At 58.2% G+C, this 23,173-nt stretch carries 22 protein-coding genes, 4 tRNA genes and 1 pseudogene; 18 read left to right on the plus strand and 9 right to left on the minus strand.

The window, feature by feature from the left end; translation table 11 throughout:
• Positions 1–71 precede the first annotated feature (71 nt).
• Positions 72–1,427 carry a nicotinate phosphoribosyltransferase gene (locus H2O17_RS04610; RefSeq protein WP_182050584.1) on the minus strand — a complete coding sequence of 452 codons (1,356 nt, stop codon included), beginning with the start codon at positions 1,425–1,427 and terminating at the stop codon, positions 72–74.
• A 142-nt stretch (positions 1,428–1,569) separates the two neighbouring features.
• Between H2O17_RS04610 and clpS the strand changes: the two genes are divergently transcribed.
• Genes clpS through rdgB form a run of 6 tightly spaced genes read left to right on the plus strand, consistent with a single transcriptional unit; the run spans position 1,570 to position 5,707 of the window.
• Positions 1,570–1,866 (plus strand): ATP-dependent Clp protease adapter ClpS, encoded by a 297-nt coding sequence (clpS, locus tag H2O17_RS04615; protein WP_182050586.1) that lies wholly within the window; start codon positions 1,570–1,572, stop codon positions 1,864–1,866.
• 20 nt (positions 1,867–1,886) lie between these two features.
• Positions 1,887–2,618 (plus strand): DUF2017 family protein, encoded by a 732-nt coding sequence (locus H2O17_RS04620; protein WP_182050588.1) that lies wholly within the window; start codon positions 1,887–1,889, stop codon positions 2,616–2,618.
• Between the two features lie 10 nt (positions 2,619–2,628).
• A complete protein-coding gene (gene murI, locus H2O17_RS04625; protein ID WP_182050590.1) occupies positions 2,629–3,465 on the plus strand; it encodes a glutamate racemase in 837 nt (278 codons plus the stop codon).
• Entirely contained in the window at positions 3,462–4,256 is a 795-nt protein-coding gene (locus H2O17_RS04630; RefSeq protein WP_182050592.1) for an MBL fold metallo-hydrolase, read from the plus strand. The genes murI and H2O17_RS04630 overlap by 4 nt, the downstream gene beginning before the upstream one ends.
• Before the next feature lie 48 nt (positions 4,257–4,304).
• Positions 4,305–5,084: a ribonuclease PH gene (rph, locus tag H2O17_RS04635; protein ID WP_182050594.1), complete on the plus strand. Its 780-nt coding sequence runs from the start codon at positions 4,305–4,307 to the stop codon at positions 5,082–5,084.
• A 5-nt stretch (positions 5,085–5,089) separates the two neighbouring features.
• Positions 5,090–5,707: an RdgB/HAM1 family non-canonical purine NTP pyrophosphatase gene (rdgB, locus tag H2O17_RS04640; RefSeq protein WP_182050596.1), complete on the plus strand. Its 618-nt coding sequence runs from the start codon at positions 5,090–5,092 to the stop codon at positions 5,705–5,707.
• Here the strand turns inward: rdgB and H2O17_RS04645 are convergent.
• Positions 5,704–6,234, minus strand: coding sequence for a DUF4916 domain-containing protein (locus H2O17_RS04645; RefSeq protein WP_182050597.1), 531 nt, complete (start codon positions 6,232–6,234; stop codon positions 5,704–5,706). The genes rdgB and H2O17_RS04645 overlap by 4 nt on opposite strands.
• A gap of 283 nt (positions 6,235–6,517) precedes the next feature.
• Between H2O17_RS04645 and H2O17_RS04650 the strand changes: the two genes are divergently transcribed.
• The 5 genes from H2O17_RS04650 to H2O17_RS04670 all read left to right on the plus strand — a co-directional run bounded on the left by H2O17_RS04650 (position 6,518) and on the right by H2O17_RS04670 (position 10,363).
• Positions 6,518–6,841 carry a hypothetical protein gene (locus H2O17_RS04650; protein WP_182050598.1) on the plus strand — a complete coding sequence of 108 codons (324 nt, stop codon included), beginning with the start codon at positions 6,518–6,520 and terminating at the stop codon, positions 6,839–6,841.
• Between the two features lie 20 nt (positions 6,842–6,861).
• On the plus strand, positions 6,862–7,338 hold the full coding sequence (gene bcp / locus H2O17_RS04655; RefSeq protein ID WP_182050599.1) for a thioredoxin-dependent thiol peroxidase: 477 nt from the start codon (positions 6,862–6,864) through the stop codon (positions 7,336–7,338).
• 177 nt (positions 7,339–7,515) lie between these two features.
• On the plus strand, positions 7,516–8,553 hold the full coding sequence (locus H2O17_RS04660; RefSeq protein ID WP_182050600.1) for a DUF3048 domain-containing protein: 1,038 nt from the start codon (positions 7,516–7,518) through the stop codon (positions 8,551–8,553).
• A 60-nt stretch (positions 8,554–8,613) separates the two neighbouring features.
• A tRNA-Leu gene (locus H2O17_RS04665) sits at positions 8,614–8,697 on the plus strand.
• A gap of 346 nt (positions 8,698–9,043) precedes the next feature.
• Positions 9,044–10,363 (plus strand): MFS transporter, encoded by a 1,320-nt coding sequence (locus tag H2O17_RS04670; protein WP_182050601.1) that lies wholly within the window; start codon positions 9,044–9,046, stop codon positions 10,361–10,363.
• 49 nt (positions 10,364–10,412) lie between these two features.
• Here H2O17_RS04670 and H2O17_RS11810 read toward each other — a convergent pair.
• Positions 10,413–10,571 (minus strand): annotated as a pseudogene (locus H2O17_RS11810) (GNAT family N-acetyltransferase); the annotation flags it as partial.
• Between the two features lie 12 nt (positions 10,572–10,583).
• A complete protein-coding gene (locus H2O17_RS04680) occupies positions 10,584–10,886 on the minus strand; it encodes a hypothetical protein (protein ID WP_182050603.1) in 303 nt (100 codons plus the stop codon).
• 119 nt (positions 10,887–11,005) lie between these two features.
• Between H2O17_RS04680 and H2O17_RS04685 the strand changes: the two genes are divergently transcribed.
• Positions 11,006–11,806: an HNH endonuclease family protein gene (locus H2O17_RS04685; protein ID WP_246311328.1), complete on the plus strand. Its 801-nt coding sequence runs from the start codon at positions 11,006–11,008 to the stop codon at positions 11,804–11,806.
• A 234-nt stretch (positions 11,807–12,040) separates the two neighbouring features.
• Here the strand turns inward: H2O17_RS04685 and aroE are convergent, their stop codons facing one another.
• The 4 genes from aroE to H2O17_RS04705 all read right to left on the minus strand — a co-directional run bounded on the left by aroE (position 12,041) and on the right by H2O17_RS04705 (position 17,497).
• On the minus strand, positions 12,041–12,910 hold the full coding sequence (aroE, locus tag H2O17_RS04690; RefSeq protein WP_182050605.1) for a shikimate dehydrogenase: 870 nt from the start codon (positions 12,908–12,910) through the stop codon (positions 12,041–12,043).
• A 137-nt stretch (positions 12,911–13,047) separates the two neighbouring features.
• Positions 13,048–14,856, minus strand: a complete 1,809-nt coding sequence (locus H2O17_RS04695; RefSeq protein WP_246311330.1) for an AMP-dependent synthetase/ligase — start codon at positions 14,854–14,856, stop codon at positions 13,048–13,050.
• A 164-nt stretch (positions 14,857–15,020) separates the two neighbouring features.
• Positions 15,021–16,607, minus strand: coding sequence for a hypothetical protein (locus tag H2O17_RS04700; protein ID WP_182050607.1), 1,587 nt, complete (start codon positions 16,605–16,607; stop codon positions 15,021–15,023).
• A complete protein-coding gene (locus H2O17_RS04705) occupies positions 16,604–17,497 on the minus strand; it encodes an ABC transporter ATP-binding protein (protein ID WP_182050608.1) in 894 nt (297 codons plus the stop codon). Before H2O17_RS04705 ends, H2O17_RS04700 begins: the two co-directional genes overlap by 4 nt.
• 221 nt (positions 17,498–17,718) lie before the next feature.
• Here H2O17_RS04705 and H2O17_RS04710 point away from each other — a divergent pair, with 221 nt between their 5' ends.
• Positions 17,719–18,456 (plus strand): fumarylacetoacetate hydrolase family protein, encoded by a 738-nt coding sequence (locus H2O17_RS04710; RefSeq protein ID WP_182050610.1) that lies wholly within the window; start codon positions 17,719–17,721, stop codon positions 18,454–18,456.
• A gap of 80 nt (positions 18,457–18,536) precedes the next feature.
• Here the strand turns inward: H2O17_RS04710 and H2O17_RS04715 are convergent, their stop codons facing one another.
• Positions 18,537–19,712, minus strand: coding sequence for a MalY/PatB family protein (locus H2O17_RS04715; RefSeq protein ID WP_182050612.1), 1,176 nt, complete (start codon positions 19,710–19,712; stop codon positions 18,537–18,539).
• 118 nt (positions 19,713–19,830) lie between these two features.
• Here H2O17_RS04715 and gltX point away from each other — a divergent pair, with 118 nt between their 5' ends.
• The 5 genes from gltX to H2O17_RS04740 all read left to right on the plus strand — a co-directional run bounded on the left by gltX (position 19,831) and on the right by H2O17_RS04740 (position 23,137).
• Entirely contained in the window at positions 19,831–21,339 is a 1,509-nt protein-coding gene (gene gltX, locus H2O17_RS04720) for a glutamate--tRNA ligase (RefSeq protein WP_182050614.1), read from the plus strand.
• Positions 21,340–21,545: 206 nt separating this feature from the next.
• Positions 21,546–21,620, plus strand: a tRNA-Gln gene (locus H2O17_RS04725).
• Between the two features lie 46 nt (positions 21,621–21,666).
• Positions 21,667–21,739, plus strand: a tRNA-Glu gene (locus H2O17_RS04730).
• Positions 21,740–21,803: 64 nt separating this feature from the next.
• Positions 21,804–21,879: transfer RNA gene (locus H2O17_RS04735), tRNA-Glu, on the plus strand.
• A 13-nt stretch (positions 21,880–21,892) separates the two neighbouring features.
• Positions 21,893–23,137 carry a GNAT family N-acetyltransferase gene (locus H2O17_RS04740; RefSeq protein WP_182050616.1) on the plus strand — a complete coding sequence of 415 codons (1,245 nt, stop codon included), beginning with the start codon at positions 21,893–21,895 and terminating at the stop codon, positions 23,135–23,137.
• Positions 23,138–23,173 lie beyond the last annotated feature (36 nt).

The raw sequence follows: 23,173 nt of genomic DNA on the forward strand, positions 1-23,173 counted from the left end.
GCGCGGGGCGGTGAGTTCGTAACGACGAACTCACCGCCCCGCGCGCCAAAGATCTCCGCGAGCTTCGTGCCTTAATCGTCGCCGAGGAAGATGTCCACCATTTTGACAGGCACAGCCGGATCACCAGCAGAGAGGCGCCAGCCGTCATATGGAAGCTCCGCCCGAGAAGCTTCGTGGCGTGCTGCCGCTGCACGTACTCCATCGGCTCCCAGAGTGCTCTGGTCAATCACTCCGTCTGAGATGAGTTGGACCTGAACAGGGCGAGCACCAGCCCGCTCAAGGTAGGCCTGGCCCTGCTCCCATGTTTGGGCTGAGACGATGAGTTCCTGAGCTGCGCGACCCTTGGAGTCGCGCACCCGCCCAGCTACTTTGAACCCGCCAACGGTCTGCTTGTTCTCAGAGTTCTTTGCAACTTCATGCATTTGGCCATCGGCGCCTTCGCGTGCCACAAGCTTGTACACCATTTCCGCCGTGGGGTGTCCCGAGCCAGTAACCAGTTGCGTTCCTACACCGTAGGAGTCAACGGGCGCTGCATTGAGCGCAGCAATGGAGTACTCATCCAGATCGGACGTCACAGTAATCTTCGTGGCGGTGGCACCCAGATCATCAAGTTGCTTGCGAGTGGTGAACGCTTGGGCAATGAGATCTCCGGAGTCAATGCGGATGGCGCCGACTTCTCCGCCAGCAGCACGGGCCGCAGCAACCGCGCGCTCAACCCCAGTGTGAATTTCATAAGTATCCACAAGCAACGTGGTGTCAGTTCCCATTGTGGCGATCTGCGATTCGAAAGCCTGTTCTTCGCTGTCATGGAGAAGCGTGAATGAATGAGCGGAGGTTCCGGCAACCTTCAGGCCATATTGGCGTCCGGCTTCGAGATCCGACGTACCAATAAACCCAGCGATCACCGCGGCGCGTGCGGCGTGAACGGCCGCTTCCTCGTGAGTGCGGCGGGCTCCAAACTCAAGGCAGGGGCGCCCATGCGCGGCGGTGATCATGCGGGAAGCCGCTGTTGCCACTGCGGAGTCATGGTTAAGGATAGAAAGGATGACGGTCTCTAGAATGCAGGTTTCAGCAAATGTGCCGGTCACAGTCATGATGGGCGAATAGGGGAAATAGCATTCACCTTCTGCGTAGCCGTAGATGCTCCCGGAGAAGCGATAATCGGCAAGCCAATCAAGTGTGGTCTGGGAGACGATGTTGATGGACGCAAGGTAGGCGATCTCGTCGTCGTCGAATCTGAAATCACGTACGGCTTCCATGACACGTCCCGTGCCAGCTACCACTCCGTAACGCCGGTTTCCGGGCAGGCGGCGCGCAAATACTTCGAAGACGCTTGGCCGCAGCGCGGTGCCTGATGCGAAGGCGGCGTCCAGCATTGTCAGTTCATACATGTCGGTGAGCAGCGCTGTGCTCTGACTAATTGCCATAGGTTCCAGCCTACCTTGGGGTGAGTGTGGCTCGTTGGCGTAGTCACACAGGCCACATCCACATGCCAGGTATTGACCCACTCGCGTCCCGCTCAACCGCCCAAGGTGCCGATCTCCCGCACAGTTCACTACACTTGGTGCCGTGAGTAGCCAACCTCGGTCAACGCCAGCTTCCGCCTCTTCATCACAGCCGGAGGCTGAACAAACGCGCGGGTGGCGCACGGTGGTGCACAACGATCCGGTCAACCTCATGACCTACGTGGAGTGGGTTTTCATGACGTATTTCTCGATGACTCCTGACACCGCACGCAGCCTCATGCTGCGCGTACACGAACGCGGCCGCGCAGTGGTATCGCACGGGCAACGCGAGCAAATGGAAGCAGATGCTCAGGCGATGCACGCTTTCGGGCTATGGGCCACGATCGAAGAAGAAGAGTAAGCATTCGGAGAGGACTTCTCATGTGGGCATTTCGGCCGGAGCGTGGAGGGTACACATCCACTGCTGATGAGACAGAGCGGCACGTTGTACGCGGCTTGGCACGTGACGTCTGCTTCATGCTCGGGGAGCGCATATCGGACATCTTGGAGCAGAGAGCCGAACGCGCTCAGGCTGCCTTTGACGATGGATTCGACCCGGGGGACCCGTTGGCTGGCTATGAGGCCGAGCTTTCAGATCTAGCGGAACTCGGCATTGCCATGGATCAGATCAGTGAGCCCGCTGACGGCGCATTGTTTATGCCGGACGAATCCGGTGATGACCGCCATGTCCCCATGGATGAAGCCATCCTTCACCTCCTTCCTGACATGTCTGAAGATCCCGAACTGGCACGGGAATTGAGAAACATCACTCAGGACAGCGTGTCGCGTCAGAAGGTAGAGAACTTGGCCACTTTGTACGCCTCGCTTGACGGCGATTCGGACACAGTGTGGATCACAAACGAGGATGCCCCGGCTTGGCTGGCCGCTATCAATGACATCCGGATTGTGCTGGCTGCGCGGCTGAATATAGTGGATGACGCCAGTTCAGAACAGGCCTATGACAGGGCGGCGGAGATGACGGGTAACGGTTCTGAGCGAGACCTCCATCCGGTGGAGACATCCGATGATCTCCTCACAGTTCTCTACTCGATGCTCACGTGGTGGCAAGAGTCACTCCTACTTGCGGTCGGAAACAAGGCCCGGCGGAAGTAAAGTCCACATCATGGACTCTCGTTCGATTGGTATTTTTGATTCTGGGGTAGGTGGCCTGACGGTTGCCCGCGCGATTATTGATCAGCTCCCGGGTGAATCCATGACTTATATTGGCGACACCGCGAACAGTCCGTACGGCCCAAAATCTATAGCGCAGGTGCGCGAATGCGCGCTTGACGTGATGGATCGATTGGTTGCTTCGGACGTCAAAATGCTCGTTATCGCGTGCAACTCGGCCTCGGCAGCGGTCCTGGCCGATGCGCGCGAACGCTACCAACGCGCATACGGAATCCCTGTTGTTGAGGTTATTCAGCCGGCAGTTCGCCGCGCTGTACGGGCAACTCGTACCGGTCGCATTGGCGTGATCGGCACACGGGCCACGATCGCCTCAGGAGCATACGCGGACGCCTTTGCAGCCGCCCCCAACTTGCAGCTGACCATGGCCGCCTGCCCTCGATTTGTGGAGCTCGTGGAATCTGGCATTACGGCTGGCCCGGAAGTGGAAGCGGTGGCGCGCGAATACCTAGCACCGATGTTGGACGCGAATGTGGACACCTTGGTGCTCGGATGTACTCACTACCCGCTCTTGGCTGGCGTCATTGGTTTGGTTATGGGGGAGGACGTCACGCTCGTCTCCTCTGATGATGAAACCGCACGGGACGTCTACCGCCAGCTTTCGATCAACGATCTCATGGCACCTCCCGCTGAGGTCAACCGTGAGTTCTACGCCACCGGCGATCCCGCATCCTTTGGAACTCTGGCTCGCAGGTTCCTCGGTCCGGAAGTTGCGATGGTCCATTCCACCTCCGACATGCCCCTTCACCCCACGGAAGCGTTGTCATCATGAGACTTACCATCATTGGCTGCTCTGGATCGATGTCCGGCAGATCCGCGGCGGCGTCGGCCTACCTTCTCCAATGCGACGATTACCAGGACGGCAAGATCCGAACATACTCGGCGATGCTGGATTTTGGACCTGGTGCCATGGGGCAGTCCCTCAAGTACCTCGATCCGGCAGATCTGGACGCCATGGTCTTTTCCCACCTGCACACGGATCACTGCGCGGACATCGTTGGCATGCAGGTTTATCGCCGTTGGTTTCCCGGTGGGCCCCTGCCGAGGGTCGACGTGTTTGCCCCCCAAGATGGTCTGCATCGCACCCGTCAGGTCAGCGGTGACCGCGAGGATGAGACGTATGAGGGTGAGTTCTCCTTCCATGACATTGCGCCGGGAGGAGTCATCGAGGTAGGTCCTATGCGCTTTGAGTTCTTCGGCGCTGAACACACTGTTCCTGCGGTGGGAATACGGGTGAGTGGGCCCTCCGAATCAAACCCGGATTCGTACGTCATCTTCGGCTATACAGGGGACACGGATCTGTGTGATCCGGAGGTTGAGATGGCCATGGGCGCTGATCTACTGCTCTCCGAGTGTGCTTTTGAGGATGGACGGGACGAAGTACGTGGCGTCCATATGACGGGTTCGCGTGCAGGCACGCTCGCTGAGCGCGCGGGCGCATCTCGGTTGCTTCTCACGCACCTGCAGCCCTGGACGGATCCAGAGAAGGTTCGCCGAGCAGCCGAGCAAGTCTATGCCGGTCCCGTGCACTGTGTGGAGCCAGGGGAGACGTTCGTCATCTGACGTGGCGGCGCCGCTGCGCTGCATCGCCACGCTGGTAGGCTCGAAGTTATGAGCACGTGGTCTCGCGCCGATGGGCGCGCCGTTGATGAAATGCGTCCCGTGACGATCCGCCGCCACTTCCTTGATGAAGGCGAAGGATCAGTCCTAGTTTCTTTTGGAAAGACAACCGTGTTGTGCGTTGCCTCTTTCACCCAAGGTGTGCCGCGGTGGCGCCGCGATTCCGGGCTTGGGTGGGTGACCGGCGAGTACTCCATGCTGCCGCGAGCAACCAATGAGCGTATGCAACGCGAGTCCGTACGCGGCAAGCTGGGCGGGCGTACTCATGAGATCTCCCGGCTCGTGGGACGCGCGCTGCGTGCGGCTGTCGACATGGAAGCCTTGGGGGAGAACACCATCGTGTTGGATTGCGACGTTCTTCAGGCCGACGGCGGAACCCGCACTGCTTCCGTGACGGGTGCCTTCGTGGCGCTAGCTGATGCCGTCAACTGGGCAGTGGAAAAGAAGATCATGCGCCCGCGTGTGGGCAGTCCTATTCTGAACGACACGATATCGGCAGTATCGGTGGGAATCATCGATGGGCACCCCGTTCTTGACCTACCTTATGAGGAGGATTCACGCGCGGATACTGACATGAACGTGGTTGCGATGGGATCAGGCAAGTTCGTGGAAATCCAAGGTACCGCCGAACACGCGCCGTTCTCGCGGGACGAGTTGGGCACGCTTCTCGATCTAGCCACCACCGGTACCAATCATCTTGCAGCGCTGCAGCGCGAGGCTCTGTTTGGCCAGGACGCCATTCATTCTGGCATCGTCGGCGGCCAAGCGTGACCAACGTGCAGCCAGTTCTTGTCCTAGCAACGCGCAATGAACACAAAGTCGGCGAGCTTCGTGCGATTTTGCACCCGCTTCTGCCGAATCTGGACCCTGATGTGATCGTCAGCGCATCCGGTTTCGATCTACCGGAGCCCATCGAAGACGAAGTGACATTTGCTGGCAACGCACTGATCAAAGCGCGCCAGATTGCCGCAGCTACTGGCCTTCTGGCGGTTGCCGATGATTCGGGTATTTGCGTGGATGCGTTGGGTGGTGCGCCGGGAATCTTTTCCGCGCGCTGGTGCGGCCATCATGGCGACGACGAAGCTAACCTTCAGTTGCTTCTCAACCAGATGTCCGATGTTCCAGACAAGTATCGCGGAGCGCAGTTCCACTGTGCGGCAGCGCTTGTGACGCCCGATGGCCGCGAAGTGGTCCGTGAGGCAGATATGGAAGGGACGCTGTTGCGCTCCGCGCGTGGGGTCAACGGATTCGGTTACGATCCAATCTTCCAACCGGATGGATATACGGTTTCAGCAGCTGAGCTGAGCCCCGCAGCAAAGGATGCGATCTCGCATCGAGGCAAGGCATTCCGTGCACTCGCCCCGGTCATCAGCCACGAGCTGGAACAAGCTTAGAGTTCACCCATTCGCGCCATCGCTTGGCGCAACAGTGCGGCGTGCCCCGGAGCCAGTTCATTCTGGAGTTCCGGGGTGCGTGCTTCTCCAGGGGTGAACCACGTGAGTTCGAGCGAATCCGAGCCGGGATTGCAGTCTCCGTGCATCGGAACGATGTACGCGAGGGCGATGGCATGTTGGCGTTCGTCATACCAACCGGCCCCGGGGGTGGGGAAGTATTCGGACACTGTGAATGGTGCAATGCATGGCGGAAGCTGCGGCAGTGCCACCGGGCCAAGATCCTTTTCGATGTGGCGCAGGAGCGCCTCGCGCATCGTTTCGTGATAGAGCACGCGCCCTGAGGGGAAGGTTCGTACGATGCTGTCTGCATCGACGCACAGGAGCATTCCAACCGCCTCCAATGAACCAAGGTCATCTACCCTGACGGGGACAATCTCAACGTAAACCATCGGCACTTTCTGCCTGACGAACTCGAGGTCCTCTGGTGAAAGCCACGGACCCATGTCTGCAGAATCGATTTCGCTCATGAAGCAATTCTGCCAGTAGGGGGCGGATCCTGTCCGTACCGGATTCGGGCGTTTCTCGGCCGGTGAACCTTGTGGTGTGCGCGAGGCAGCTTTGCCGGGTGCGTGCCGCAAACTTGACCGTGTGTGCGAAGCAAACCTCGACGGGTTTGCGAGGCAGCTTTGCCGGGTGCGTGCCGCAAACTTGACCGTGTGTGCGAAGCAAACTTCGACGGGTTTGCGAGGCAGAAGGTGAGAAGCTCTGCCGGTTCAATCATTTCTCGCAAATGATAGGTAGGCTGTGGACGTGGAAAGAACAGTTCGTCCCCTTGCCCTCGCATGTTTGATCTATTCGGCACTCATGCTGGTTCTGGCATGGGTGGCCGTGCTCTCCAGTTCTGATGCTCGGCTCTATGTGGCATCCGTAATCGCCGCTACCTTGGCGATGGTGCTGTTGGTGTTCGGCTACATGAAGCGCAAGTTGTGGCTCATGCTCACTGGGGTTATCGCCGTTCTGCTCTTCTGCCCGTCACCATTGGGGCTATGGCCGCTGTTCGCGGGCTTCATGCTGGTCATTGTTTTCGCTTTCATAGCAATCAAGGTGAAAGAGGACTACGGGAAGTTGTGGTGAGGTCGTGGGAGAATTGAACCATGACTAAGCTAGCGCAGGGTGACAAAGCACCAGATTTCGAACTACCTACTCAAGACGGAGTTTTCTCGCTTGCGGAGGAACTACAGAAGGCGGATCGCGGCGTCGTCGTCTATTTCTATCCGAAGGCAATGACTCCCGGATGCACAACCGAAGCGTGTGACTTCAGGGATTCGCTGAACTCCTTGAGAGGCGCCGGATACACGGTGGTGGGGATTTCGCCTGACTCAGTGAAATCGCTTGTCTCATTTACAGACCGCGACTCGCTGAACTTCCCGCTCGCATCTGACCCTGAGAAGAAGGTACTTGAGGCTTACGGTGCGTTCGGAGAGAAGAAGAACTACGGGCGAGTTGTTCAGGGCGTCATTCGGTCAACCTTCGTGGTTGGCAAAGACGGCACCATCACGGATGCGAAGTACAACGTGAAAGCGACCGGCCATGTGGCGCGCCTGCGCCGCGATCTCGGCATCGACGCATAGCCAATCGGCGCATAGCCAACGGCGTTTTGGAGTGGGCCAACGGCATTTTGGAGCGGGCTACAGGACTTCAGAGCGGGCCGACGGCATTTTGGAGTGGGCAAATAGGCGCGTTTGCCGTGTGAACTGAATGCAAATGGCTATTGTGAAGCCTGAACCACAACGAACTCGGGGGCCCTGATGAAGCGTCGTCCACTTTTGTTGGTGATTGGCGCGCTGACGCTCGCTCTCGCCTCATGTACGTCTAGTGTGCCCGGTGCGGACTCCAGTTCGGTTTCATCAAGCCCGGCACCTGCACAGTCCACAACAAGTGAGGCCCCCACCGGATGTGATCCGGCTCCTCTCACGGGGTTGACGGCACACGGCGCCAAACCGCAGGCGGTGCTTGGCGTCAAGGTAGAAAACTCGCCTCGGGCCCGCCCGCAATCCGGACTTGAGGACGCGGACATCGTGTTCGTCCAGCTTGTTGAGGGCGGGCAGACGCGCTTCCTGGCGCTTTACGATTCTGTGTTGCCCGAATCGGTGGGACCGGTTCGGTCCATTCGGCCGACTGACGCTGCGCTTCTTGGGCAGTGGGATGCGGGCGTCGCATTGTTCTTCTCCGGTGGCATCCAGGACTTTGTGAACAAGGTGAACGCCGCAGGTGTTCAGGTTCTCGAAGAAGGCGCCAAGGGCTTTTACCGGGCTTCTACGCGCGTGGCTCCGCACAATCTGTATGTTTCATTGGCCGAAGGAACCGGCGTTGTCTCACAGCCCGAACAGTGTTCCGCGGCCTTTGTCCACTACCTGACCGAAGGTGAGACGAAAGATGGAGGTGTGCCAGCCTCCTCGGTGACTGTTGCCTATCCGTCCGTCACATCTGGTTGGGCTTGGAATGCGCAATCTTCAGCGTGGGAGAGGTCCGACGACGGCGTAGAAACAACGTCTCTGACCTCAGGCGAGGTAGTCACGGCTACCAACGTTGTTGTCGTTACTGCGCAGACGAGGAATCTCAGCTACACCGATGTGGCGGGTGCTGCAGTGCCAGAGACGATCTTGGAAGGAACTGGGAAGCTTGACTACTTCATAACCGGCCAACACTTCACTGGCACGTGGCAGAAAGCGGGCGTCAATGAGCCGTTTGTGTTCACCGATGATCAAGGTGACGCTGTGGCCCTCGAGCCAGGAAACACCTGGGTTGAGTTGTTGCCTGCCAGTGGTTCTCTGACAGTGAAGTGAGTTTGGAGGGCTCATCGTTTTGACGAAACAGCGGTGGGTGCCGCTAAACTAGGTAGGCACGCGCGAGTGGCGAAATGGCAGACGCGCCAGATTTAGGTTCTGGTGTCTTAGGACGTGGGGGTTCAAGTCCCCCCTCGCGCACCAATTGGAAATGGCCCTGACCTAGTTCTTTAACTCGGATTGGCGGTCTTCTGTATCGGGAATGATGAGACACGCATGGCCCTGCCCGGATGAGGATCGTGGTCCACGCTACTCGCACGGTGCAGCTGCCTCGTGGCGAGTGAGCTCGTGGCAAGAATACGGAGGCACCCGGAGCGCTTCGCTCCGCTACAACTGGTTGCCGGTGCACTCTTCGACCATCTTTCCGATGGCCTCGAGTGTCAGATGGATTGACCGTAGCTTCTTGTCAGCACGGTTGGCGTGCAGCACTGTTTCTCCATCAGGCAGACGCCTGCAACTAGTAATTTGAAATCCCCATAGTCTGTGGAACATGACTTCACAGTTGTTACCCACGCGGCCCGAACGGCTCGACCGCCTGCCCTGGACTGGCCTTCACACTCGTCTTCTCGGTGGATCAGGGGTTGGCTGGGCGCTCGACGCCATGGACGTTGGCCTCATTTCCTTCATCATGGCGGCACTCATATCCGAGTGGGGCCTGACTTCTGGAGAAGCTTCCATCCTTGCGTCCATCGGGTTTGTTGGGATGGCCGTAGGCGCATCGTTGGGTGGACTACTTGCTGACAGGATCGGACGGCGTAACGTATTCGCAGCCACGTTAGTGGTGTATGGCATCGCCACGGGTGCTTCTGCACTGGCAGGGAGCCTGATCGTGCTTGTGGTGTTTCGGTTCATTGTGGGTCTTGGCCTTGGTGCGGAACTCCCTGTGGCATCGACGCTCGTATCGGAGTATGCGCCTGCGCGGATCCGTGGCCGCGTTGTGGTGATCCTCGAAGCATTCTGGGCAGTGGGATGGTTGGCCGCTGCACTTATCGGCTATTTCGTTGTACCGAGCGAAGGCGGTTGGCGATGGGCGTTAGCTCTTGGCGCCATCCCGGCCATCTACGCCATCGTGGTGCGCCGCACTCTTCCTGAGTCCGTGCGTTTCTTGGAAAGCCGGGGGCGTACTGGGGAGGCCGAAGCCGCTGTGCGGCGATTTGAGGAAGCTGCCGGGGTGGAGCCCGTGGCCTCGCGCCCACTCGACGTGGCACCGAAGCCCCATTGGAAAGTGCTGTGGAACCCAACGCATCGAAAGCACACGATCGCGCTCTCGCTTACGTGGATCGGGGTCAACTTTGCATACTACGGAGCATTCACCTGGCTTCCCTCCCTCTTAGTCGCAGAGGGCAACGGCCTTGTCCGGTCGTTCGGCTACACGCTCATCATCACGTTGGCGCAGCTGCCGGGCTACGCTTGTGCTGCGGTACTCATTGAGAAGTGGGGCCGGCGCCTTACGTTGGCGAGTTTTCTGGCGGGATCGGCCATCTCCGCAATCGCTATGGGATTGGTACCCAACACAGTGCTCATTGTGGTGGCGGGGTGCCTCTTGTCCTTCTTCAATCTAGGTGCGTGGGGCGCACTGTATGCCGTGACACCCGAGGTGTTCCCGACGTGGCTTCGCACCACAGGTGCCGGTACTGCCACGGCGTTTGGGCGCTTTGCCGCAATGTCAGCTCCTCTAGCCGTTCCACTTCTGAACTCTGCAGGTGGATGGCCACTGATCTTCGGAGCATTCGCCGGTGCCTTTGTTGTGGCATTGGTTGCTGCGCTTTTCTTGCCAGAGAGGGCGGGTGAAGTGCTCATAGAACAGTAGCTTCTCATTGCAGGAGGAGCATCTGGGGAACAGCGCGTGCGGTCAGTTCTTATCCAAGTCCTTTTTGCATGTGCAGACTCGTTGTCTCATATCCGTGTGACGAGTAGAGCGATCGCGCCACGGTGTTACTGCCGAACACATTGAGCTCCATAAGCTTCATGCCGTGCTGCTGCGCTTTGTGCTCAGCAGCGCTCAGGAGCTCGCGTCCGAATCCGTTGCCTCACGATTCGGGGAAGATCACAATGTCATAGATGTACGCAGTCCCTGGCACTGGCTCATCTAGGCAGACCCATACGGTTCCAATGAGGAGCCCCTGCGTGGTGATGCCGCCAATGAAGTAATTGTTAGGAGTCTTGCGGCCGAGAGGAAGAAGTACGCTGATCTGCGCGCGAGCACGCTCCAATGCCTCATGTGACTCCCATTCTCCAGAGGCCACTTTGTTTGTGGAGAAGTCGGTGATGAGGTTGGTGCGCATGGTTTCGAACTCTGCCTCATCGAGAGGACGGAAAGTCAACGTTGGCATGCCGCGAGCTTACTCCGAGGGAAACGATGGCGTTCGTCCAATTTCGTGTCCGAGCTGCGGCGTAGACTCAGACATGCACAAAGCTGCACGTCACAGTGCGGAAACATCGAAGGAACAAAGTGAAGAAAAGCGCGTGGCTTGGCGTCGTCGTCATTGTCGTAGTGGGATGGGGCGCATTAGCCGGCGGTGAATCCGATTCGGAGGCGCCAACGTGGGATGCCACATCGTCCTCTTCAGCAGGTTCCGATTCCTCACGGATTGATTCTCCGTCGCCGGTTCAATCCGCTCTAACCACGACGGCGTCGCCCCAGTCACCTTCCGATGTGACGAGTAGTCCGGCTGCGGTGGGTTCGGCGATCGACGCGTTGGAATCCTTGCCAGTGAAAGGACGAGCGGCCAAGACCGGATATGACCGGGACGCGTTTGGCTATCGCGAATTTGATACTGACAAAAACGGCTGCGATACCCGCAATGATATTCTGCGCCGCGATTTGACTGACCTGTCAATGAGAGACGGGAGCAGTTGTGTGGTGCAGACGGGCACGCTGAATGATCCCTACTCAGGCGAGCAGATCGCATTTACTCGCGGCGTGGGCACCTCAAACGATGTACAGATTGACCACGTGGTGGCCCTGTCTGATGCATGGCAAAAGGGTGCGCAGAGTTGGGACGCACAGACCATGCATGAGTTCGCAAATGATCCACTCAATCTCCTCGCTGTGAAGGGATCGTTGAACTCGCAGAAGGGCGATGGCGACGCCGCCACATGGTTGCCACCCAGCAAGTCGTACCGCTGCTCATACGTGGCGCGGCAGATTGCAGTCAAGGCGGAGTATTCGCTGTGGGTGACTCAGGCAGAATATGATGCGATGGCCAGAATCCTCAGTTCGTGCCCACAGCAGGAGCTTCCTGCGAAGTAAGTGGTGAAGCTATGTGGCCGCGCCGGCAACCCGCGTTGCGGTACCAGAGCTGGCTGCGCCGCCAACCCGCGTTGCGGTACCAGAGTCTACCGGGCACCGACGGCACCAGCCCGACTGTTGATGGCACACCCAACCCTTGATGTAGCCGTAGTTTGGATACGGCAAAAAGCGGGTGGTGGGCAAGGAACTCCTTGCCCACCACCCGCTTAGCCACCCCTGTAGCAGCTAGTGCTTTCACTCAGCTTCGCTGAAGACCTTTTCCTCGATGTAGGCCACGTCCATATCAACATCTAGCCAGAGCTTTTCGCCCAGTGCGGCCTGCCACAGCAGCATGCCGAGCCCGCCAATTGCCGTAGCGCCAGCTTCCTTGGCGAGCTTGAGCAGCTTGGTCTCACGAGGATGGTAGACGGTATCCATGAAAGCCTGGCCCGGCTTCATCCATTCAGGCTTGATGTTTGATTCGTTCTCAAAGGGAGGCATACCAACTCGGGTAGCATCCACAACCAGCACGCTTTCAGCGACTTCGGACTGAAGGCGAGCTTCATCGGCCAAGTCGTAAAGGGTAAGCGTTGCGCCAGTGCGTTCGGTGAGCTCCGCAAGGCGGACCTCCGTGGAGTCGTAGAACTCATCGCGTACGTTGAACACGCTGATTTCGGTAGCGCCATCTAGCGCCGCTTGCGTAAACACAGCCGAACCTGCACCGCCCGCGCCCAAGACCGTTACCTTCTTGCCGGACACGGTGATTCCGGCTTCCTTCGCGGCGCGGAGTGCGCCAGCGCCGTCGGTGTTATGACCAATAAGCTTGTCACCTTCGCGCACAACAGTGTTGACGGCTCCCATAAGTTCGGCAGCGGGGGACAATCCGTCGAGGTATTGCAACACGTGGGTCTTGCAAGGCATCGTAACGTTGAGACCGGCCAAGCCCAGCGCGCGGGCGCCGATGATGGCATTCTCAAGCGTATCGGGAGTTACGTCGGCGACGAGGTAGACGGCGTCCACTCCTTCTTTCGCGAAGGAGAGATTGTGAATGGCCGGGGAGAGTGAGTGCTCAACTGGGGAGCCGAGAAGAGCGATGAGTTTGGTATGGCCCGAAATCTCGGACATATTGCCTCCATGAGCAGTTCGTGATTTACGAATTTTGTACTGAGCGGTGCAGCCGGCATTGGCTGGCACTTGCTGACCCATTTAGTCTACACGCGCTCTTTTAACTAGATGGTGCAAAACTGTCCCAAACCGGAGAGTCAGGACCGTGTATCGCGATAGAGTTCCTCGAGTTGTTCTGAATACCGGCTCAATACAGCCGCCCTCTTGACTTTCAGTGACGGCGTCAGCAGCCCATTTTCTTGAGTGAACTCTCCACTGAGAATGCCGAACTTGCGAATAGATTCCGCCCGCGAGACCTGTTTATTGGTCCGGTCAATTCCCCGTTGCAGGGATGCGAGAACATGCGGATCCTTGGCAGCTTCCGCAACAGTCATTGAGGCCAAACCATGCGAGGCGAGCCACCCAGGTAGCATCTGCGCATCAAGCGTGATGAGCGCACCCACGAACGGCCGTTTGTCACCCACAACGACCACTTGCGATATCAGTGGATGGCCTGTCAACTTGTCCTCTAGCACTGCGGGAGCAACGTTCTTTCCTCCCGCAGTCACAATGAGATCCTTCTTCCTCCCTGTAATGGTAAGGAAGCCGTGATGATCAAGGGTGCCGACATCCCCTGAATGGAACCAGCCCTGTTCGTCGATCGCTTCGTGCGTGGCCTCTGGGTTGTTGTGATATCCGCGCATGACGTGGGGGCCGCGAAGTAACACTTCGCCATCCTCAGCAACCTTTACGTCGCTTCCCGGGATCGGCTGGCCAACGGTTCCCATGACAAACGCGTTGGGCCGATTAGCCGTAGATGCACCAGTGGTCTCGGTCAGACCGAAGGCTTCGATCACAGTGAGTCCGATTCCGCGATAGATATGCCCCAAACGCTTGCCAAGGGGCGCACCAGCAGAGACGGCGTAATGGCAATTCTCGCCTAGGATCGCCGTGAGTTTGGACCACACGAGCTTCTTCGCAATCGCTCGCTTGACTCGGAAGATCAAGCCGTGATGGGTCTTCTCAGAGTTCTCAACGGCCACCCGTGCGGCCCACCGAAAGATCTTTAGCTTCTTGCCGCCACCGGACTTCGCTTCGGCCGCGTTGTAGATCTTCTCAAGCACGCGTGGTACCACCAGAAGTGCTGTGGGCTTGAAGCTTGCGAGGTCGGAAATAAGGCTCTGGGTGTTGGGAACGTGCCCCATGCGTCCGTGGCCCGCGAGTGCGTAAATGCTGACAATGCGGGCCATAATGTGCGCCAGAGGCAGGAACAGCAGCACGCGCGAACCCGGGCGATCGATGATCTCCTTCTCTGTCTGAAGTACAGAGAGCGTGGAGAACACGAGGTTACCGTGTGTGAGTTCGGTTCCCTTCGGACGCCCCGTGGTTCCCGAGGTGTAGATGATGGTAGCCAGCGACGACGCTCCCAGCGCTGCGCGGCGCTCTGCAACCGCCTGCGCAGGGATACTGATCCCGGCCTCGTAGATCGCACCCATGCCGTCGTCGTCGATGAGGATTGTGGGCAGAAGATGATCGGTCCGGACCGATTCAACGAGTTCGACGTGCGCAGCTGAGTCGGCAACAACTAGCCGCACTTCAGAGTCCTCAAGTATCCATCGAACTTGTTCAGCCGAATCTGATTCGTAGATCGGCACCACCACAAGACCGGCAGAAAGCGCAGCCATATCAATAAGCGACCATTCGTAGCTTGTGGCAGCGAGGATGGCAATCGATTCACCCGGTTGGAGGCCGAGCCCAATGAGGCCGCGGGCCACTCGCACAATGTCATTCTCAAACTCGGCGGCTGTAATTGGATGCCAGTACAGTCCGAAGCGGGATTTCACTTCCACGCAGACGTCGTTGGGGCGTTCCTTCAGACGCTTGCCGATCAGCCACGGCACGCTCATGTGGGGTTCAAGTGGGCTCTTGGTCTTCTCTGACCACGATCCGTCGCGGTGTTTTTTCACTAGTCCTCCAGGGATGATTGGTGTGGAAGGCGCTTTACAAAGATTGTAGGTAAGTTACTCTACCGTAACTTACGTGGGTGCGTCCGTCGCTCCGAGTGCCACATTGTGTTGTTCCTGTTGAGTCAGGTCCTCTTGTTCCGCAGTCCACCGGAGACCGACCTCGTTCACTGGAGACCGACGTCGCGCCGCCGAAACACGATCAGAGCTAGAACGCTGGCTGCGCATGCGACTGCCACAAGAACGGCGATGGCAGCCCAATCACTCGAACCCTGCGGATCTACCCGCCACCCAATGAAGGTTAGCTTGGTCAGCCACTCAGGGAAGCGAAGAAGGCCTCCGAACCACGCTACGACTGTGGACCAGACGGCCGGAATCCATGCACCTGCGCTGTATCTGCGATTGATAGCAAAGAGAAGCAGAGTCACTGCGCCCGCGGCGACCGCTCCGGGCAGGGCGCTAAGCGTGCCCCATAACGCATACACGGCTTGATCGAAGCCGAAGTAGGGTTGGCTGGCGGCCATCAGTGCTGCTCCGCCCGCGGCTGCCAACAGAAGACTCGCAGCGATCATCCATAATAGGCAACTCATGAGAATCGTGGCCCGAGAAAGCCCTACTGCGAGAAGGTTATCCAGGTATCCATGCCGCTCGGATCCGGCCAACGCGATCGTTATCTGGATAGCGGCAAACATGACGAGAATACCTAGGAAGTCCGCACACACGGCGATGTACTGGGCGCTGGGGTTGGTTAGCCCTGTCATCTGTTCCATGAGTTCGTCGAAACCGCCCGACTGGAGCAGATCCATAAGGGAACCGGCGAGTCTGCCGAACAGAGCTCCCAACGCGGTTACGACCACAAGCCAACTGACGAGCCGCCACAGTTCCATGCGTGCCTCAAATACGAAGTAGTTGTTGGCGCGGAGCCGAGCTGTGGAGGAGTCAAAGGCCGGGAGCATACCTCCGTGAAGCTCGCGCGAGTCAAAGAGCAGCCATGCGACGATGAGGAGTGCAAAGCACGCGATAAGCATGGGGATTCCTGCTTGCCACGCATTGTGAGTGAAAGGTGAAAGGATGTCCTTCCATCCAAAAGGAGTGAGCCAGCGCAATGTGGGCGCGTCTGCCCCATCCGCGCCCACGCGGACCGCGTATCCCACGGCCACCGATATGTAGCCAAACGTCCGGGCGGAACGCGAGTCGCGTGCCAATTGCCCAAAGATGAGGGTTAAGCCGGTGTAAGCCAGAGCGTTGAGGCCAAGGGCCAGTCCAAAGAGCACAGCTCCTCTCACCGTCAATCCATCGACAAATGGCACCTGCGCCGCAATCACAAGCGCTGTAGTGAGAGCCACGGCTGCGCTCGCGGTAACGGGCGCAATGATCTGAGATCCGAATACTCCTGCTCGCGGTATTCCTACCGCCTGTACCAACTCACGAAGGCCTGAATCTTCGGAGGTCCTGCCGCGGCCTGCGATGCTCACAGCCATAAGTGCCGTGGCGACGAGCGCGAATGCGCCGATTTCCCATTGGACCATCTGGCCCACGGTCGCAGGTTCAGGGAGCGGTCCATACAAGATACCGATGGCTGAGCTGCCACCGATGGTCTGAGCCAACAGGTCGTTGGTGGATGGTTCGTTGAGAAAGTAGGCATAGGCGCTGGGCATAAGAGCAATAAGGCCGCAAATGGACACCGTCCACACCAAGATTGTGCGGATCTCGGCCCGAAGAGTTGCCGCAACAAGCGTGCTGCTGGTACTCATCTCACATCAGCCTCGTAATGACGCAGGAACAGATCTTCGAGGCTGGCCGGCGTACATGTGATGTCCGATAGCCCGGCATCGATCGCCAGCGCCAGGCAGTGCGGAACGTCGGAATCGTTTGCTTTGACGACGACGTCGTCGCCCTCGCGCGTGGGTGATGCGCCAGACGAGGTAAGGGAAAGGCAAAACGCGGTGAGCTGCGGTTTGGGGCCGCGAGCGCGGATCTCGCGGGCGGCCAAGTGGCGCATCTGTGCCAGAGATCCGGATTCGACTGTGCGGCCCTCACGAATGATCGTGACATCCGTGCACACGCTTTGGACCTCGCTGAGGATGTGGCTGGATAAGAGCACCGTCTGTTGAGATCCTTGAGCTTCCGCAATGGTTTCGCGAAAGGCCTGCTCCATGAGCGGATCTAACCCGCTGGTGGGCTCATCCAGCAGCAACAGCTTTACGGGCGCGGATAGTGCCGCGATCAACGCCACTTTCTGGCGATTGCCACGGGAGTAGGTGCGTACGCGTTTGGATGGGTCGAGGGCGAAGCGCTCGATGAGCAGTGATTCGCGCGCGGCGTCTCGTGCGCCTCTCATGGAAGCGAGGGCGTCCAAGCATTGCATGCCTGTGAGGTTTGGCCACAGCGCCACATCACCTGGTACGTAGGCCACCTTGCGATTGATGGTGTCAGCACTCGTGGCTGGATCTTGCCCAAGAACTGTCACCTGCCCGCTTTCGCGGCGATAGAGCCCAAGGAGCGTTCGGATGGTGGTGGACTTGCCGGAGCCGTTGGGGCCCAGGAATCCGTGCACGGATCCACTTTCCACCGCTAGGTCCAGATGATCGAGCGCTGTGAAGGAACCGAACTTCTTGACGAGTCCGTTAACTGCGATGTCCATGGCGTGGCCTCCTCCAGTATTGATTCCTTGAGTCAAGCGTTCCACAGTTGCTTCTGGTCTGGTTAGATCTGAGCGCGTTAGTTCAGAGCTCCATGCGTGCGTGGGCAGGTGCACGGTGGTGAATGGGCGGGAACTCGCCGTGGCGTGAGAGTCCGCTTGGCAACAATTCGCCCTGTGCTGATTGAGGCAAACAGAGACGCAAGCCCATATATGGTGAGGATATGAAACTTGCACGACTTGGTTTGGATCAGGGCCCTCGCTACGCAGTTCTCGATGAAGAGACTAACCACTACATTGTTCTTGCGGATGATCCCATGTTTGGGAAGATCGAACCGAGCGGTCAGCGCTTGGCTGCCGACGAGGTCCGGTTGGTGGCTCCGATGCTGCCGAGGTCAAAGGTTGTGGGGCTGGGTGGCGCATACGATACGGATAAGGTTGAGGACCTAACAGTCTTTCTCAAACCGAACACGGCCGTGGTGGGCCCTGATCAGGGGATCAACTTCCCACGCTGGGCCTCAAGTATCTCCTATGAAGCCGAGCTGGCTATCGTCATTGGGCGGGTAGCCAAGGAACTGCCAGTAGAGCGCGCCCATGAAGCGATCTTTGGTTACACCCTAGCCAACGATGTGACTGCGGGCGGTGTGCCGGTGGTGTTGAATAAGGTCTTTGACGCCTCCTGCCCACTTGGGCCGGTCATTGACACGGATTTTGATCCATCTGACAAGGTCCTTGAAGTCAAGGTGAACGGGCAGTCGGCAGGAACGCGGTCTACCGCGGAGCTTCAGATTTCACCAACCCAGATCGTTTCCTACTTATCCACGATCTTTACGTTGCTGCCTGGTGATGTGATTCTGACTGGAGCAGGTGTGGAGGCTCCGATGTCCAGTGAAAGCGATGTGGTTGACGTGAGCTTGGAAGGGATCGGATCCATGCGCAATCGAGTGATTCGCGGCTTCTGATTTCATGGCCTTGCCGGGTGACTGGATGACGGGCGCGTCGCCACGCGCCCCTCATCCAGTCACACCAAGCTCGGACCAGGCTAAACCAGACCAGGAACAGCCTTCTCAATGCGATCGAGCGCTTCGATCAGAATCGCCTTCGGGGTTGCAAAGATGATGCGGGCGAAGGTTTCGTATCCCGTGCCGCACAGTGAGCCTTCAGTGAAGGAAACACCCGCCTTTTCGCGAATGAACTGAGCTGGCGAGAGTTCGCCGAACGCGCCGTTTGCCGCCAGTTCCGAGAAGTCGATGAACGCGATGTAGGTACCCTCCACCGGAGCAACACTCACACCATTCCAGCTAGCAATCCGATCGACGAGGACGTCGCGGTTCTGGGCGAGATACTCACGTAGAGAATCGTTCCAATCCTGACTCTGAGAGAAAGCGACTCCGGCAGCACGTGCACCAGTGGTGGATGTCGGCTCGCTGACCGGGTAGGCAAATGGCTGGAAAGCGCGCCAATCTGCGGCATTGTTGAAGATGAGCTGGGCACACTTGAGACCGGGGATGTTCCATCCCTTAGACGCGGCGACGGCGGTGATTGTTCGGCTGGCGGCCGCCTCACTGAGAGTTGCATAGGGCACATACGTGTTCTCATCCAAGATGAGTGGAGCATGAATGGCGTCCTCAAACACGCGTGCGCCATGAGCCTCAACCACAGCGTCCAGCGCCTCGAGCTCCTCACGGGTCAAGCAGCGCCCTGTTGGGTTCCACGGATTACATAGAATGATGAGTTCCGCACCCGCGCTGAATGCCGCGTCAATACCCTCGAGATCCATGTGCCATATACCGGCGTCATCCCGGTGGCTAGGAACCTGGATGACCTCGCGATCGAATTCGGCAGGGATAGTCAAGAAGGGCATGTAAGCCGGAGTTGGAACTACCACTGGCGAACCGGGGGAAGTGAAGTGCTTGATGGTTTGGCGCATTCCCTCAAGAACCTCGGGAATCAGGAGCATACGCGCGGGATCTGGTCTCCAGCCAAAACGCGTGAACCACTCCGAGGTCGCTTCGAGGATCTGCTTCGTATCACGCTGGGGAAGATAACCGAACGTGCCCCGCTTGGCTTCTGCGATGAGGTAATCGCGGAGTTCATCTGAGATACCGAAGTCCATCTCCGCCACCCACATGCCTAGCGTGCCGGGGAAGCGGGACCATTTGTGCGATCCCTCTGCGGTCAACTGTTCGATAGTGCGGGTGTCGAAGTCATATGCCATGGCAACAACTTTAGCCTGCCCTTCGGACGCCTACCGGACGGAGCCACGTTTCGTCGTCGTCGGTATCACGTTCTTCGGAAAGCACTGAAGGTGTGGTGCGGGTTATCCTTGAGGAACCATGGCTATTACCACTGCTGCGGGTTCAGATATCCGCGTTCGCTTCTGTCCATCGCCCACCGGAACCCCTCATGTGGGAATGGTGCGCACCTGCCTCTTCAACTACGCATACGCACGTCACGTAGGTGGCACATTCGTCTTCAGAATCGAAGATACCGACGCCGCCCGCGATTCCGAGGAATCCTTCAACGCGATCATTGAGTCGCTCGAATGGATGGGCCTCGACTGGGACGAAGGCGTCAATGTAGGTGGCCCCCACGGCCCTTACCGTCAGTCTGAACGCGGCGATATCTACCGCGATGTTGCGGCCAAACTCCTCGCTGGCGGGTACGCATACGAAGCCTTCTCCACGCCCGCTGAGATCGAAGCGCGCCACCTCGCCAAGGGCGAGGACCCCAAGCTTGGCTACGATGGCTTCGATCGCCACCTCACCGAGGAACAGAAGGCGGCCTTCCGCGCCGCCGGGCGGGAACCCGTGCTGCGCATGCGAATGCCCGATTCCGACATCTCGTTCGACGATCTGGTTCGCGGCGAGATCACGTTCAAGGCCGGGTCAGTTCCCGACTACGTCATTGTCCGTGCCAATGGTGATCCTCTTTACACACTGACCAACCCGGTTGATGACGCCCTAATGGAGATCACGCACGTGCTGCGCGGCGAGGACCTCCTCTCATCTACTCCGCGCCAAGTAGTCCTCTACAAAGCGCTGGAGGAAATCGGCGTCGCCGGATTTACCCCTCGTTTTGGCCACCTTCCCTACGTCATGGGTGAAGGCAACAAGAAGCTTTCCAAACGCGACCCGGAGTCAAATCTGCTGCTCCATCGCAAGCGTGGAATGATCCCGGAAGGCCTCCTGAACTACCTAGGCCTGCTCGGTTGGTCCATTGCCGCTGACAATGACATCTTCTCCAAGGAGGAGATGATCCAGGCTTTTGACATCGCCAATGTGAATCCAAACCCAGCTCGATTCGATGACAAGAAGTGCATTGCCATCAACGCCGAACACATCCGCATGCTTGATGAAGCAGACTTCCGTTCCCGCTTGGTGCCATATCTGCATGAGGGTGGAATCGTTTCTGCCGATTCGTACGAAGGCCTGACTGAGAACGAGCGTGAGTTGCTCACTGCGGCTGCGCCGCTCGCCCAGACTCGCATGCAACTCTTGGGTGAATCTACGGATCTCATGCGTTTCCTTTTCATCACGTCCGATCAGATTGAATACAACGAAAAGGCCGTATCGAAGCTCAAGGATTCCGCCGTAGACGTTTTGCAGGCGGCTTCACAGGTATTTGCAGATTTGGAGACCTTTGATGCCGAACACATCAAGCCAGCTCTCGATGCAAAGCTGGTCGAGGAAATGGAAGTCAAGCCGCGCTTGGCCTTTGGCCCACTCTTCGTGGCAATGACGGGAACGAACGTCTCTCTGCCGGTGGTCGATTCCATGGCTATCTTGGGCAAAGATGAGGTTCTTGCGCGCATCGCACGCCTGGTGGGGATTTTGGCTGCCTGAGGCTGAGGCTTTGATGAAAGGCAGGACCGTCGTGGAGGTCCTGCCTTTCATCGCACCAGGGGAGTACGTGACCCGTGGGCTTGCGGGTCACTGTGACCCACCTATCTGCCCGATGGTGCCGTTTCGATTTGAAACCAGTGGCTGATCTGGGTAAAGTTTCTTGCTGTCGCCAGTTGAGGCATTGCTTCAAAAGGCTGGCAAACCCTTGGGGTATGGTGTAATTGGCAACACAGGTGATTCTGGTTCATCCGTTCTAGGTTCGAGTCCTGGTACCCCAGCCAATGGCAACAACGAAAGTTGAGGTCATGCGAGTTCGCTCGCGCAGAGGCCCCCGTCGTCTAGCGGCCTAGGACATCGCCCTCTCACGGCGGTAACACCGGTTCAAATCCGGTCGGGGGTACAAAGAAGCTTGATCCGTTCCAGCGGTCTTTCTTCTGAAGATGGCAATTCTCATTGCTTTCCTAGCCCCCGTCGTCTAGCGGCCTAGGACATCGCCCTCTCACGGCGGTAACACCGGTTCAAATCCGGTCGGGGGTACCATATTCTTGTTACTGTGGCCACACAATTTAGACTCATTGAAGTCCCAACGCCTACAGACGGCGAAACCACTTTCCTGCACAGTGCACTCGAAGCACTCAGCGGTGAAGAATCCATGCGGCTTGGTGGAAACCTAGACCAAATGATCACAGCTACTGAGTTCGTAGCCGGTTCCTTAGATTCTGATACAAGGCGCACGCACATATTGATCGCGACAAGTCCCGAAGGCGTGGCTGGCGAAGATTTGACTCTTGCGCACCTCGAGAGTGCTGGAGCACTTCACAGAGCTCTTTCGCTGAGTCAACGAGAGTTTGGGGCGGAGGAGCGCGGCGTTGGCGAGGTTGCGGAATCCGACGCGGGCAAAGATGCGGATCAACCAAGTCGCTTGGCCATCGCAGGGGCTCTTTCCATCTCATATCCCTTACGAGATAACTTAGAAACGGCGGATCTCGAGGTAATGTTGGCCGACGATTTCGTGGGCTCAGGAGTCGAGGCGATTCTTCTTCGAATTGCTGAAGATGTGGTTCGGGCCCAGGGCCGAACTCGGCTGGAGGTCTGGACTGAGCACTCGGCCTGGGAAGAAGCTTCAGAGGCCGATACCCGCCTAGTCCACGCAGTTGTCACTGCTCTGCCTACAGATGGCACGATGGTGTCGCCAGTTCAGACATCTTTGAGCGTGGAGCTCCAAGAGGCCGGATACCGGGCAGAGTTTAGCGAGTGGATCAACGTTCTCAATGTTGATCAGCATGAATCGATGGCGATCCCGGTTGAGGGTTATGAGGCGCTCACGTGGCATTCGCCGCAGAGCCCCCTTGAGCTTCTCGATGAGCTTGCACCTTTGTATGCTTTGGCCTCCACTGATATGCCTTCTGGCAGTCTCACTAGATCAGACGAAGTGTGGGATGTGGGCAGGGTGGTCCGCAAGGAACAGTTGGCCACGCGCTCCAATACGGAGTGGCTTGTTGCGGCAGTTCGCCCCGTTGGCGGAGAACTCGTGGGGTGGAGCAAGATCAACGTTACTGGTGGCGATGCACCTGTGGCTGCATTTCAAGAAGGTACGCTGACCCGCGAGGAACATCGGGGCCGCGGGTTGGCAACATGGATGAAGCGGGCCAACGTGGCTCAACTGCGTGACCTCTACCCAAGTGTTCGGCGCGTATGGACGTGGAACTCTGGAGGCAATACGCCGGTTATTGCTCTTAACATCAGATTTGGTTTTACGCCTGCCCGCCTGGCAGTCGCGTGGGAGAAGAAGCTGTAGAAGTACGCCGGGGCGTTTCGTGAGGCGCAGGTCGAC

It is taken from the genome of Changpingibacter yushuensis (assembly GCF_014041995.1).
Lineage (GTDB): Bacteria > Actinomycetota > Actinomycetes > Actinomycetales > Actinomycetaceae > Changpingibacter > Changpingibacter yushuensis.